Source organism: Elusimicrobiaceae bacterium, from assembly GCA_028700325.1.
Classification (GTDB): domain Bacteria; phylum Elusimicrobiota; class Elusimicrobia; order Elusimicrobiales; family Elusimicrobiaceae; genus JAQVSV01.
In genome coordinates this window covers 15,213-28,951 of record JAQVSV010000019.1, presented here as the reverse complement: position 1 = coordinate 28,951, position 13,739 = coordinate 15,213, and the positions used below count along the sequence as shown (strand labels likewise).

11 protein-coding genes are annotated in these 13,739 nt (G+C 54.5%); 10 read left to right on the top strand and 1 reads right to left on the bottom strand.

All coding sequences use genetic code 11. The features are described 5' to 3' along the window. Positions 1-49: 49 nt before the first annotated feature. The 10 genes from PHW69_04230 to PHW69_04185 all read left to right on the top strand — a co-directional run bounded on the left by PHW69_04230 (position 50) and on the right by PHW69_04185 (position 12,455). Entirely contained in the window at positions 50-1,993 is a 1,944-nt protein-coding gene (locus PHW69_04230; protein MDD4004394.1) for a tetratricopeptide repeat protein, read from the top strand. A gap of 41 nt (positions 1,994-2,034) precedes the next feature. Then, positions 2,035-3,912 carry a hypothetical protein gene (locus PHW69_04225; GenBank protein ID MDD4004393.1) on the top strand — a complete coding sequence of 626 codons (1,878 nt, stop codon included), beginning with the start codon at positions 2,035-2,037 and terminating at the stop codon, positions 3,910-3,912. An 18-nt stretch (positions 3,913-3,930) separates the two neighbouring features. Further along, the gene (locus tag PHW69_04220; protein ID MDD4004392.1) at positions 3,931-5,478 is read left to right on the top strand and encodes a hypothetical protein; all 1,548 of its coding nucleotides are present in this window, start codon (positions 3,931-3,933) and stop codon (positions 5,476-5,478) included. Between the two features lie 6 nt (positions 5,479-5,484). After that, positions 5,485-6,054, top strand: coding sequence for a hypothetical protein (locus tag PHW69_04215; protein MDD4004391.1), 570 nt, complete (start codon positions 5,485-5,487; stop codon positions 6,052-6,054). 15 nt (positions 6,055-6,069) lie between these two features. After that, complete coding sequence (locus tag PHW69_04210; protein MDD4004390.1) at positions 6,070-6,723, top strand: hypothetical protein; 654 nt, start codon at positions 6,070-6,072, stop codon at positions 6,721-6,723. A gap of 18 nt (positions 6,724-6,741) precedes the next feature. After that, entirely contained in the window at positions 6,742-8,346 is a 1,605-nt protein-coding gene (locus PHW69_04205) for a secretin N-terminal domain-containing protein (protein MDD4004389.1), read from the top strand. A 29-nt stretch (positions 8,347-8,375) separates the two neighbouring features. Continuing rightward, positions 8,376-10,112, top strand: coding sequence for an ATPase, T2SS/T4P/T4SS family (locus tag PHW69_04200; protein MDD4004388.1), 1,737 nt, complete (start codon positions 8,376-8,378; stop codon positions 10,110-10,112). Positions 10,113-10,201: 89 nt separating this feature from the next. Further along, the gene (locus tag PHW69_04195; protein ID MDD4004387.1) at positions 10,202-11,422 is read left to right on the top strand and encodes a type II secretion system F family protein; all 1,221 of its coding nucleotides are present in this window, start codon (positions 10,202-10,204) and stop codon (positions 11,420-11,422) included. A gap of 16 nt (positions 11,423-11,438) precedes the next feature. Next, on the top strand, positions 11,439-11,918 hold the full coding sequence (locus tag PHW69_04190) for a prepilin-type N-terminal cleavage/methylation domain-containing protein (protein MDD4004386.1): 480 nt from the start codon (positions 11,439-11,441) through the stop codon (positions 11,916-11,918). Between the two features lie 15 nt (positions 11,919-11,933). Further along, positions 11,934-12,455, top strand: coding sequence for a hypothetical protein (locus PHW69_04185; protein ID MDD4004385.1), 522 nt, complete (start codon positions 11,934-11,936; stop codon positions 12,453-12,455). Positions 12,456-12,781: 326 nt separating this feature from the next. On the opposite strand, the gene PHW69_04180 is transcribed toward PHW69_04185, so the two are convergent. Next, positions 12,782-13,732: a tetratricopeptide repeat protein gene (locus tag PHW69_04180; GenBank protein MDD4004384.1), complete on the bottom strand. Its 951-nt coding sequence runs from the start codon at positions 13,730-13,732 to the stop codon at positions 12,782-12,784. Positions 13,733-13,739: the final 7 nt, after the last annotated feature.

Sequence of the window (13,739 nt, the reverse complement as noted above, 5' to 3'; positions counted from 1 at the left end):
CGCGACCGGCGCGCTTGCCGCGGGTTACGGAGTGCTGCAGTAGTTCGGCGTGGAGCCTGTCTGGACCCGCGCGCTCAATCCTTACGGCGCGCGGTCGGTGTCCACTTTCGGCAATCCGAATTTTTTATCTTCATATCTTGTGGTGCTGCTGCCTTCGGTTCTTGTTTTTTTTCTGAGGGCATCGGGTGTTCGGCGCATGGCTTACGGCGGGATTTTTGTGCTTTATGCGATGTCTTTGCTGTGCAGCCTTACCCGGTCGTCGTGGCTGGGTGCGCTTGCGGGCCTGGCGTTTCTGCTGGCGCTGCCGGAGGTTCGGGTTCTGGTGCGCCGGGCCGCCAAACCGGCGCTGGCGCTGGGCGCGCTGTGTCTGTTTATTGTGCCGTTCTGGCCGTCCGGCTCGGGAACGCAGTATAACCCTTCGGTTGTGCAGCGCGTGCTGGAGCTTAAGGGCATGAAGAAATCCTCGCTGGCCGCGCTTGGCGCGCAGGACAGCATGTACTCGCCCTGGCATCAGCGGCTTCTTATCTGGTCAAACTGCGCTGCCATGGGGCTTGAAAATCCGTTCACCGGCAAGGGCTGGGGAACGCTGGAGATGTTTTATCCGTACTATCAGGGTCCCATGCTGGGCATGATGCCGCAGATTAAAGATTTGCGGACTCACGCCAATAACGCGCATAACGAATTTCTGGAAGCGTTTTCCCAGACCGGGATTATAGGTCTTGGCGCGCGGATCTGGCTGTTCGCGGTTTTTTTCGCCGGTTATTTCGCGTTCCGGCGCAGAACGGCCGCGCCCGCAAGCCTGTTCGCCGCCGGCGCGGCAGCGGGGATGGCCGGAATGCTGGCTGACAACATGCTGAACGTGTCACTGCATTTTTCCGTGCCGGCGTTTATTTTCTGGTGGTTTGCCGGCACGGTAGGAGCGGAGTGCTGCGGAGTGCGCGTGGTTTCTTTGCGATTCGCGAATAAAACAGCGCGCAGGCTCGTTGCCGGGCTCATGACCGTGGCGCTTGCGGCCTGTATCTGGTTTTGGTACGGCCAATGGATGCGTGAAATTTATTATTTCAAAGGTTTCGCCTACGCGCGGCGCGGCGAAATCTCGATGGCCGTTGACGCGCTGGAAAAATCCGCCGCCCGGCCCGGCCGCGAGGTGAACGCGCTTTATGAACTGGCGAATTCCTATGCGCGGGCCGGCGACGATGAAAAAGCTCTGGACGCATATAACCGCGCTCTTTCCGCCAATCCGGGATATGATGAAATTTTCTTTAACCGCGCACTGATAGACCGCAAGCTGGGCCATCTATCCGCGGCGCTTGACGGCGCGCGGATCTGTTCGTTCATCAATCCGTTCAATTTCAGGACATACGACCTGATGGCGGAAATTTTCCTGTCCGACCAGAAAAAATATGCGCCGCTTTGCCTGTCGGCATTGCGCGACGCGGCGCGGATATTTCCTCAGGACATAACGATTCAAAGCGTTCTGGGCGTAATGGAAGTCGCGGCGGGCGATACCGCCGCTGCGCGGCGTGTTTTTGAGAACGGAGTGCTGCAGTCGCCGCTGTCAGACGTGCTGTTCGACAACTACCGCCGGGTGCTGGGGGAAGCCGGGCAGGCGTCGTCGCCGCCGCTGCTTGGCCGGATTGTCAGGGCGCGCGAACTGGGTCAAAAGGCTGACCAGCGCAATTCCGATCCGGCCCTGCTGGCCGCGATCGAGCGGGAAATAGCGCAGTATCCGCAATGGGAATTTCCGTACATTCTGAAGGCGCGCTTTTTCTATGCCAGGCATGATTATGACAGCGTGAGAAAAACGCTCGCCGCAGTGCTGGCCCGCAACCCGCGGAGCGTGGGCGCCAACGCGGGACTGGCCGCCATCAGCGCCGCGCAGGGCGATTTTGCGTCCGCGCGGAGCCTGCTGGGCCGGGTTTTGGACGCGGATCCGCACAATAAAGAAGCGCAGGCAAATCTGGCGCGCCTGCAACAGGGTTCCCAAAACTGAAAAATTATTATAATATACGGTAAGCTTTGGAAAAAAATGATATGACATATCGCGTCAAATGTAAGAGCTTTATTCTGGGCGGGTTGCTGCTGGCGTTTGGCGCCTGCGGCGTTTTTGCCGCGGGCGACTATGATTCCCGTTCGGGCAAACCGAGCATGAGCCGCGACATGACCCAGGCCGTGCGGCTGTACAGGGAGAACCGCTACAACGACGCGATGGACAAATTTCTTGATATTCTCGTGACCGGCAACCCGAGCGAGAAGGCCATAGCGAACGATTATATCAACCGGATTAACCAGCGGTTCGGTTCCATGGACGACGGCAGCGCCGAGCAGACTTCGCAGGACGACGAAAGTACCATGTATCCCGGAGTGCCTTCGAAGAATTTGCCGGACGGCGCTTCCGGCGAAACCAAGTATTACCGGCCTTCCGCTTCCATGCCGAAAAACATAGAGAGTGACCGGCTGGTCGGCAACGTCACGAAAGAGCGGCGCGTTATTATGGCGCAGCGGATCGAGCGCAAGATTTCCGAGATACGCAGAATGGCGCTTTTGCGGCTGAACAAGGTGCAGGGCGTGCAGGTTTATATGAACGGCGAACAGCCGGAAGCGGTGAGTCTTGATCCCGATGTGGTTTTTACGAAGGACATGAATTTCCGCCCGGAAGCGGACAATATCCTGGATGATCTGGCGACGGTAATGTATACGCTCGGCAAAGCGACTTTCCTTATTCTGCCGGAGGGCATCTACGCGGCCGACACGAAAATAGTGGATATGCGGCGCGCGATGGCGGTCAATTCCTATTTTTCCCGCAAGGGTATTTCCACGGCCCGTCTTTCGGTCAACCTCAATATCACCTCGCACGAGCTGCCCGCGAAATTTAAAAATATTCCCGGCTTGGGGATTCTGTTTTATTATGACAAGCCCATTAACACCGTTATTACCGCGCAGTCGGATTCGGATAATCCGCCGCTGATTACATTGGGCGTAAGCGAAGATTCGTTCGATCCGGTGAAAAATGAAGGCACGATCGTAGAATTTGCGGTTGAGGAAACCGGCGCTAGGATATCGTTTTGGAAATTCCAGTTATTGTATTACGACGAGAAGCGGAGATTGCATGTCGTGCAGGATGCCACGGGCGAAGAGTCCGCCTATCATCAGGTTTTCTGGAACGGACGGGAAGACTTTTTCGGCGAGCCTTATCCGCCGGGGAAATATATAGCGGTTGTCGCGGCCGCCGACATAGTCGGCCGGGAGCGGATTGTAAGGCGGCCGGTTACAATTTTAGGCGGGCCGGTTGCAACTCCCGCCGTTGCGTTGCAGAAGGCTTTGTCGGGCGGCGGAACGGGGGGGGGCGGACGCAGGGCGGCTCGCTCGCTGGACAGGGAAAAACCCCAGCGGCGCAAAATCGGCGCGACCGCAAGCGCTGAACCGGAAGCCGCCGTGAATGAGGAGCCCTCCGAAACGGAAACTGCCGCGGAAAGCGATTCTTCCGGAAATGCCACAGCGGACGGCGCCGAACCGGCATCCGCAGCGAAAACCGCCGCTTCCGGAGAAGATGGCGATATCGGCAATGAAGATATGCCCGATACCGATGAAGCTGAAGGCGAGGATGACAGCCAGGTCAAGTATACCATAGCGTTCCGGCCGGGCAGTTCGGAGTTGAGTTCGAACGGAGGCGCTACGGTGCGGCAGGTGTCGGAGTCCATGACTGCGTATCCCATGTCACAAATCATTCTTACCGGCACCGCCGGCGACAAAGAGCCCGACGCACAGAATATGGCGCATGCGCGGGCGCAGAAAGTTGCGGAAATGCTTACTTCCAAATACGGCGTGGATCTGGGCAAGGTGACGATTAAAACGCGGGTTTCCGCCGAGAGCCGCGCGATAGTTGAAGTCCGAATGGTGACAGGCAAATAAAGCCAAGGTGTTACACATATGGGATTATTAGAAAGTCTGGTGGGAATAAAACAGGTGCGGCTGAGCAGCTGCATCGGGGTTTACATAAGCCTCGACGCGATCTATGCGGCGGAAGTGCGCACCGAAACCAAAACCGTGCGGATAGAACGGTTTGTGAAGATTCCCATCGCGCATTTACGCGGGCCGGACACGGATATCGGCCGTGCCTCCGCCATGCATTCGGAATTCTTCATCAATGAAAATTTATGGCTGCTGCCGATGCAGGAAGCCTTTAAAAAGGTAAAGTGGGATACGAAAAATGTGCAGGTTACGCTTTCTCCGGAGTTTGCGGTGTTCCGGCATTTTCTCATGCCGTATGTGGAACGCCGGTTCTGGCGCCAGTCAATACCGCTGGAAGCCAAGAAGTATGTGCCGTTTCCGTTTGACGAGTCGGTTTTTGATTTTCACGCCTATCCTTTCAATCCCCAGGAAACGCGCTCGAAACTGGGCGTGCTGTTCGGCATAACCAACAAAAAGATCTCCGGCGCCATCAAGACGGGGATTGCCAAAATCGGGTACGAACTGATGGGCATAGAAGTGGCGTCGTCATCGGTAACCCGGGCGTTTTCCGTGCTGGGTGCGACTGGAGGCGACGGCAAGGCGTTCGCGCATTTTGACGCGAGCGTGGCGCATCTGCTGCTTACGCATAAAGATGTGCCGCTGCTGTTTAGGGAAGTGAGTTTTGAAGACGCGCAGTCAACCGAGCGGCGGCGGCTTGATGTGCGCGGCTCGGTTGATTTTATAAACAAGCAGCTCGGCACCACCATTTTTTCGGAGATTTTGCTCAGCGGCGTCAATCTGGAATTATGGCAGGGGATTATCGAGGAGGATTCCAAACTCTCTGTAAAGCAATGGGATCCCAAAAAAGTGGTGAATCTTCAGGAGCTGGACTGGGGCACATTGGCGGCGATCGGGTGCACGCTGTGCTATATGCCGGACCAGTCGGGTCTTTTGGATCTGATCGAAAAAGAGCGGGTAAGCATTGATGATCAGAAAACGCAGCTGTTCGCGTATTTCCTTGCGTCGAGTCTGGCGGCGCTGGTGCTGTTGCTGGCGGGCCTGTCCTATATGAAGACGGTCAAAATGAATTTAACGATTTCGAACCTGAAAAAAAACACGCCGGAGATTTCGGAATTTGCCGAAAGGGATGCTGCTCAGATTGCGGATGTGGTCACGCAGTTCAATGAGAAAGAAAGCAAAATCAGGGCCATTATGAGTGAGACCACGTTTTTTACGCCCCAGCTTGTCGCGATAACGGATGCCATACCCAAATCAACCTGGATCACCGCGCTTTCCTATGTCCGGCAGATTGGCGTAAACACGGAGGTGTCTATCTCCGGCGGCGTGCAGACGAACGACCCGCAAAATGACGTGAACCTGGCGAACACGATCAAGGAAGCGCTTAAGAAGGATGAGGCGATGAAGGTTTATACCGAGTCGGGCAACAAGTTCTCCATGCAGTTTGATACCGCAAAGGAAAAAGGGGAACCCTCGAGATTCGAAATAAAATGTACAGAAGTAAAGTGATTTATTATGGCGCGAAAAACTGATATTGCAACATTATTGGCGGATCTGAAAGATAACGTCTGGCTGGTTTTATCAATGGTGCAGACGAAAGGCATCGGGCATTTCAAGCTTCCGCTTTTAACGGGATTCGTCTTGTTTTTCTTTTCCTATTCGACTATTTACAAGCCGATAAGAAAAGGGCATATCGTGCGGAAAGCGCGGATAGAATCGCTGGAGGCACAGTCCCAGTACGCAAGCGCTTTCCAGGAAACCAAAGCCAGCCTTGATTCGTTTACTCAGCGTTTGCCGAAAATGTCTTCCAAGGACGATTTTCTGGGCAAGACAATTAACGATTTATGCAACGATCTTCATTTTGTTCCGGATTCCATAAACGCGCCGCGGGAAACGGTCATTTCCGGGCTGACGCTTTCCTCGGTCGGATTCCGGTTGCGGGTTCCGTTTAAGAGTGCCGGGGAAATTATTGCCAGGCTTGAAAATTCTCCGAAATATATCGCCATTACCGAAGCTCGGATGGCCAAAACGGAAGTCATGGGAATGGTTGATCTGTCGGTTACGGTGACTACGATTTTTTATTAAAACGGGTTGTATTTGATGAACAAGAAAAATAAAAACATTGTATACGCGCTGGTGATAGCCGGAAGCATAATCTACTGGTACTTATGGTGGAAGAAAACTTTTGGAGGAAGGCCGGCCGAACCGCCTGTCGCGGAGGCGCCAGCGCAGCCGGCTGAGCAGCAGGCCCAACAACAGCCTGCCGCAGTCACGCCGCCTGCGGTGGCTTCAGGCACCGAAACCGCGGAGGCTGAAGTCAAGGAAAGTTCCTCCACTGAGCAGCCTGCGGACGATATTAAGTTGCAGCCGCTGACAAAGCCGGAAGCGGACGAATCCGATCTGGGCGAGCTGCTGTTTCTGCCCAAGAGTGACAAGAACCCGTTTATTTCAGTTGCGGAAATAGAAAGGGTTGCGGCGGAGCGCCGGCAGAAAGAGGACGAAATAAAGCGCAAACGGGAAGAGGAGCGGATGCGGAATGCGCCAAAGCCCAGGCCGCGCTCCAGGCCGGAAGATTTGAAGGCGAAAATAATTGTGCAGGGCATTGTGGGCAATCAGGTTGTTGTAAACGGTTCCGTGGTCACGGTCGGCAACAACGCCAAGGTGGACGGTGATTTTGTGCTGGTTACCGCCACCAAGGGCAACCGGGTGTGGTTCACATATAAGGGAACTACGTTTTTCAAGGATCTTAAATAGTCATCCGGAGGGTTGCGTATGTTTAATTGTAGATTACTGCTGGCGATTGTCTTGACGCTGCAGCAGGTATTGCTGACGCCTGTTGTCTATGCGGCGAATAATGATCTGGACCCGCAATTCCAGCAGGATTTGCAGGGCGGTTCAAGCGGCGCGGTAGGCGGCGGGGATGATACTTTTTCAATGCCGAAAAACACCACGCCCGGCACTCCGATAGAGATTTCCGGTTCCAAGGTTGACGATCCCTTGTATGAAAAGAAGGAACTGCACAATCCGCTTGACGCGAAGGTTACGGTTCGCGCCAAGGAAATGCCGTTAAGCGCTTTTCTTGAAATCATATCCTCGCAGGCCCGGGTGAACTTTATCGTGACCGAAGGCTTGCAGGCGAAGACGGTGACGGCGATCCTTAATAAAGTTTCCGTACGCGAAGCGCTTGAAATTCTGCTTCAGGTGCGCGGCCTGACCTATCAGCGCATCGGCACCAGCAACACTTATGTAATCGCCAAGCGTTCGGTGGAGGCGCCCAATCTTGTTACGAAAATTTACACGCTCAACTATATTTCGCTTATCTCGATAGGAAGCAACAGTTCCGAGCTCAGCTCCATCACGGCATCAATCGCGCCTTCATCCGGCGGAATGATGGGTGGAATGGGTGGAATGTCCGGTTCATCCGGCAGCGGCAACAGCGGCGCTATGGCGGGTGGAGCGGACAGCGGTATCGCCATTCTCAATGTGCTGCGCACGGTGCTTTCAACGCGCGGACAGCTGGCCATCGAGCCGAGGACCAACAGCCTCATCGTGACGGATATAGCGGAAGTTTTTCCTCAGGTGGAACAGATTATAGCCGAGCTGGACCGCAAGGCTCCGCAGGTGCTTATCGAGGCCAAAATAATTGAAATCAACACCGACCGGGTGAATGAACTGGGCATTGACTGGGGCGGCAACACCGGCGAGCTGGCCACTTATACGGGGCCGGTTCGCGATACGGATTTTCCTCTTGGCGAGCGTTCGATCAACAACGGCGACTGGAAAATGTTTCCGTCAGAATCTTCCGTTAACGGGTCTATCAGCACGCCGGGCTATCTGTCGCTTGCCCAGCTTCAGGTGACCTTGCGGGCGCTGGTGTCCAGAGCCGAGGCGCGGTATCTTGGCAACACCAAAATCGTGACTCTCAATAATAAGACGGCGATTATCACCAACAGCCGCGAACAGGCGGTCGGGACCAGCCAGTCGGTGTCGGATGCCGGCGGCGGAACATCCACCTCATCAATCGAACGCGCCAACACGGGCCTTAAACTGACCGTGACGCCGCAGGTCAACAAAGAGGGCTATATTACGCTGATGGTGCAGCCGTCTTATTCCGATGTCAAAGCGTCGGCCATATCCAGTTCCGAGAGTGTCAGTTATGACCCGGTCAGCCGCGGCGCCTCCACGCTGGTGCGCGTTAAAAACGGGCAGGCGGTGGTTATCGGCGGTCTGTTGTCTTCAAGCGATAATAAAACCGTAAGAAAAGTGCCGCTGCTGGGTTATATACCCATTCTCGGCTGGCTTTTCACCAGCGTAAGCCACACGCGGTCAAATACTGATCTTGTTATCATAATTACGCCCACTATTCTGGTGGACTAGAATTGCGCGGTTTCTGAGTTACTACTACTATGGCACATAAACGGCTTGGCGAAATACTGATCGAAGATGGCGTTCTGGATGAGGATAAGATTCAGAAAGCGCTTAAATTTCAGACACAGCATAATTGTCTGATCGGAGAAGCGTTTGTAAAACTTGCATTCGCCACGGATGAGCAGGTGGCGCAGGCGCTGTCAAAGCAGCTCGGCATACCGTTTGCTTCAACCGGCAACAAAATTCTTGCGCCGGAAAAAGGGCAGGAACTGGAAAAGATAATACCTGAAAAATACGCCCGCGAACATCTGCTGGTGCCGCTTTTTAAGGAAAGCGGCAGTCTGGCTGTTGCGATGATGGATCCGACCGATGTGCTTATAGTGGACAACCTGCGTCTGATGAGCAACATGGAAATACAGCCGTTTATTTCCACAAAGGCGCAAATCCTGAATACGATTGACAGTTTCTATCAGGCCACCGACCTGATTGAAGCGGCAATGATTACCCAGGACAGCGGCGATGGCGTCGGGGAAGATCTTTCTGCCGTGGACGGCAAGCTCGATCTGGACAAGGTCATCGTGGGCGACACGAAAGGCGCGCAGTCAATCCGCGTGGTTAACGCCATTCTCAAGCAGGCCATATCCGAGCGGACAAGCGATATCCATCTGGAAATTTTTGATGAACGCGTAAGTCTGCGGTTCCGCATAGACGGAGTGCTTTTCGAACGCACGCCGCCGCCCAAGGAGCTGGTGGCGGCACTGATTTCCCGCATAAAAATTCTTTCGAAACTGGATATCGCCGAGCGGCGGTTGCCGCAGGACGGCAATTTCGCCATCAAATACCAGAACCGGACCATTGAAGTCCGCGTATCGGTTTGCCCGACGGTGTTCGGTGAAAAACTGGTTTTGCGCGTGCTCGACAAGGGCAGCGTCGAGCTTAATATTGAAAAGCTGGGTTTTGAGCCGCGTCAGCGCGAAGATTTTTTAAAAGCCGCCGCTTATCCGCACGGCCTGATTTTTCTGACCGGTCCCACCGGCTCCGGTAAAACCACCACGCTGAATGCGATCCTTAACACCATAAAAACCCCGGAAATGAATTTCATGACGCTGGAAGATCCTGTGGAATATAAACTGCAGGGCATCAGTCAGGTGCAGGTGAAGCCGCAGATCGGGCTTACGTTTGCGGCGGGTTTGCGCTCGTTCCTGCGGCAGGACCCCGATGTAATTCTGGTCGGCGAGGTGCGCGATCAGGAAACGGCGGAATCCTGTCTGCGCGCAGCGCTTACAGGCCATCTGGTGCTTTCGACTTTGCATACAAACGAGGCGCTTGGCGCGGTGCCGCGTCTGATTGATATGGGAATGGAACCGTTTCTGTTGTCGAGCAGTCTGGCATTGGTGGCTTCGCAGCGGTTGATACGAATGTTATGCCCCAGCTGCAAACAGCCCTACAAGCCGGAGCAGGCGATAGTGGACCAGCTGCTGCGGGAATGCAATTTCAAAGGCCAGGTGGACACATCCAAGTGGGTGTTTTATCAGGCCCGCGGATGCGATAAATGTTCCCGCACGGGTTATAAGGGCCGGCGCGGCATTTATGAGGTGTATCTGATAAACGAGGAAATGCGCCAGATCATCTATAAAACGCAGGATCTGGCGGATTTGCGCGTTGCCGGCGCCAAGACGGGCGCATGGAATCTGCGCGCCAGCGGCTGGCGGAAAGTGGTGCAGGGCGTTACAACTGTGGATGAAGTGCTGTCGGCTACAGTAAGCGAGGGTTAACCGAAGGCCGTATGGGCAGGTTCCCCGGCTTTTGCCGGCGGGTATTTGCTATTATAGGGATGGGACTTTCAAGGAAAACGGGAGGCTAAATGCCGAAATATGTATATACTGTGCAGGATGCGCAGGGAACCGCGTCTACAGGCGTGCTTGAAGCGGGTGACGAGGATCAGGCAATTTTGACATTGCAGAATAAGGGGTATTTTATTCTGTCTATCCAGCTGGAAGCCGAAAAGAGCATGGGCGGCTTCAAAAAGGCCGGCGCCGGCGGAAAAGTGAACGGGCAGACTCTGGCGTTTTTCAGCGAGCAGCTTGCCACCCTGCTGGCAGGCGGCGTTCCGCTGGTGCGCGCGCTTTCCCTGCTGGGCGAGCATAATTCCGACCGGAATTTATCCGCCGTGCTCGGCGAAGTTTCCAAGGAAGTTTCTGCCGGCGGCGCGCTTTACAAGGCGCTGGAAAAGCATCCGAAAACATTCGATACCATCTGGGTTTCGCTCGTTCAGGCCGGCGAAATGGGCGGACAGCTGCCGCTCGCGCTGCGCCAGATAGCGGATTACACACAAAAGCAGGAAGGGCTGAAAGGAAAAATCATCACGGCAATCGCGTATCCCTCGGTGCTGCTGGTAATGTCGCTGGGCGTATTGGCTTATTTCGTGGTTTATATCGTGCCTGTTTTCGCCGGTATTTTCCGCGATTTCAATCTGAAACTGCCGGCGGTAACCGCGGTGGTGGTTGCCATGTCGGACATGGTGGTGAATAATCTCGCCATGCTGCTTCTTGCGTTAATAGGGATTGTGGTGGGTTTTAAATTCTGGATTTCGACCGAAGCCGGTCTGATGAGCTGGAACAGAACAACGATGTCCATGCCGGTTTTCGGCAAGTTCGTCAGCAATGTAATATACGAGCGGCTGCTCACAACAATGGGTACGCTTATCCAGAGCGGCGTGAGCATTCTTAATACCATTACCGTGCTGGAAGGATCTTTCAACAAGAATCTGATTGTCCAGAAAGCCCTGCGGGACGTGAAAAACGAAGTGGCTTCCGGCAAATCAATTTCTGTCGCTTTCAAAAACACGGGTATTTTCCCAAGCCTGGTCACCGAAATGATGTGGATGGGCGAAGAGTCCGGCAAACTGCCGGATATCATCAAAACGCTGTCGGGATTTTACAGCGAGCAGATTAATCAGTTCATCGCCCGGTTCTCCTCGATGATTGACCCTATCCTGATCGTGGGTATCGGCGGTATAATCGCGGTAATCGTGATGTCGGTGTTTATGCCTATTTTCCAGCTGTCGCAAATCAGCGGGAAATAGAAAAAAGGTGCGAATCATGAAAAACAGAGGATTTACGCTGGTTGAAATTCTGGTGGTTCTGCTTCTGATGGGTATTCTGGCGGCGATTGCCATACCGCAGTACAGCAAAACTCTTGAAAACGCCGCCGCGCAGGATGCCCAGGTTTCTTCGCAAGCTATCGCGTCAGCTGTGCGTATGACCGTTATGGACCGGCTTACCGTAAAAAACAACAGCATGGTCGCGCCCAATCTGGAAGCAGCGTCAGGCGACGGCGTAAGTTCGGTTATGACCGCCGGCCATCTTGTCGCCAAAGGATACCTGATAAATATGAGTTACAGCAAGAAATATTATTTCTATGTCTGTAACGGCACCGCGGCCGGCAGTCCTTGCTGCGCGGCCGGTTATTATGCCTGCGCCAAGCGCATTTCCGGCGATTATGCGGCGTGGACGTATCGCATTACCACGTCCGGGCAATGTGTCGCCACCGGGTCGGAAGATATGCCTGCATGCCAGTAACAATCCGTGATGAAAATGTGCAAAGGAAAGTTTCTTAATCAAAACGGTCTCAGCCTTGTGGAGGGGCTTGTCGGGCTCATCATCATCGCCACGGCGGTTACGGCGATTTTTTCGGTGATTATTTCCAGTTTCACCGCCGACAAAAAAAACGCCGGCAGGGAAGAGGCCGCGTTCGTGCTGAAAAAAGCTTCCGAAAAAATCAAGGCATATGTTACGGCGGACGGCGATCTGTCCGCTTTGCCGGCGGATATCAGAAACGGCATTTGTTCTGCGGCCAAAGAAGGTATCAGCGTTAAAGATCCCGATCCACTGGCCATAAATGCGGCGGGCCATGATATCAGCTGCTTGTTGGTTGACAGCGCAGGGCATGATCTTTATCCTTCCTATCCGTATAACGAGTGGAAACTGGGTTACAAGGTTGCCGAGGTGCCGGGTTGTGCCGTCGAAGGCTCGCTTGACACGAATGCCGCGCCGCAAAATCCCGGCGCTGTTCTTAAATGCCGCCAGCTTGAGTTCTCTCTGGAAACACGGGACTGACGTCAGAATCGCTTGCCTCTAAAATTCGGCCCGGCAATGGTTTTTGGCGGAGCCGATGCCTGCGGCTCCGGTATTTTTAGGCAGTGACGTTAAATCTTGTCCGGGGTTTGCGCGAACATGGTCAAGCCGTTGCGTGCCCGGCATATTCCAGTTCTCAAACTGTCAGATAATCCATAAACCCAAAGTGAATGCCGGGCTGTACATCGGCTTTCCGTTATTGATGCACGGGCGGAGCGCCGATTGCCCGGCCTTATTGTCTGGCAAACGGGGGGGGAAGGTCAGTTCCCGTGCGCGCCCGTTTAAAATCCGCGAGCAAATTGTTGCAATCATTTCAGGCCGGAGCCGGTGGCGCCGCCTTGAATTTGGTCTAAAGCATATTCCTGCCGCTGCGCGGCGTCGGCTCGTGCGCGCAGCGCAGCGGTGAAGCCGCCGCGATAGGAAAGCGCGGTGTTGAAATCAAGTATCGCGGATTTGTAATCTTCCAGCGCGGAAAACGCCAGCCCGCGCCTGAAATAATATTCAAAGTTGTCGGTGTCAAGGGCAATTGCGCGGGTAAACTGTTCGACGGAGTTCTGGTAATCCTGCAGCCCGTACAGCGCGAGCGCGGTTTCGTAGCAAATATCGGCGGGCCTGATATCCTTGCCCGGCGCGGCGTGCAGTTTGCCAAGCTCCGACATGGCGTTTTTGTAATAGCCCATCTGGTTATACACCACCGCTTTGTCAAAGAACGGCTGGGAGCCGCCGGAAACAGCGTAAGCTTTATCAAAACTGTCTATGGCGCGGGCGCAGTAACGGATCCAGTTCGGCATGCCGGCATCTTTGGCGAAGAAGCACTCATCGCGCAGTGCGCGCGCCATGAGCCCGTAAGCCGCCCCGTTTTGCGGGTTGCGTTTGACTTCCTGTATGAAATCCTTGGCGGCGCTCAGCGGTTTCCCGGATATGAAATAGGAGTACCCGCGGTCATAAAACACCGAACCGTAGTTCCCGCAGTCGGTTGTGGAGCTCAGTTCTATGACTTTGGTGTAATCTTCAATCGCCTGCGGAAACTGCTGGGCTTTTGCGTAGGCGTTGGCGCGCAGGCAGTAGGCGGGCACATAGTCCGGATCCCGCCGCAGGAGATAATTAAGCTCCAGCACAGCCGAGTCGGTGTCGCCTTTGTCAATGAGCGCGGCCGTTCGCGCGGCTATTTCTTCCGGCGTGCCCTGCACCCGCACTTCGCTGAAGCAGCCGCATAGCAGCAGTATGGCCGATAACCCCGCCAGTTTCGGTATTTTCATCCGACCC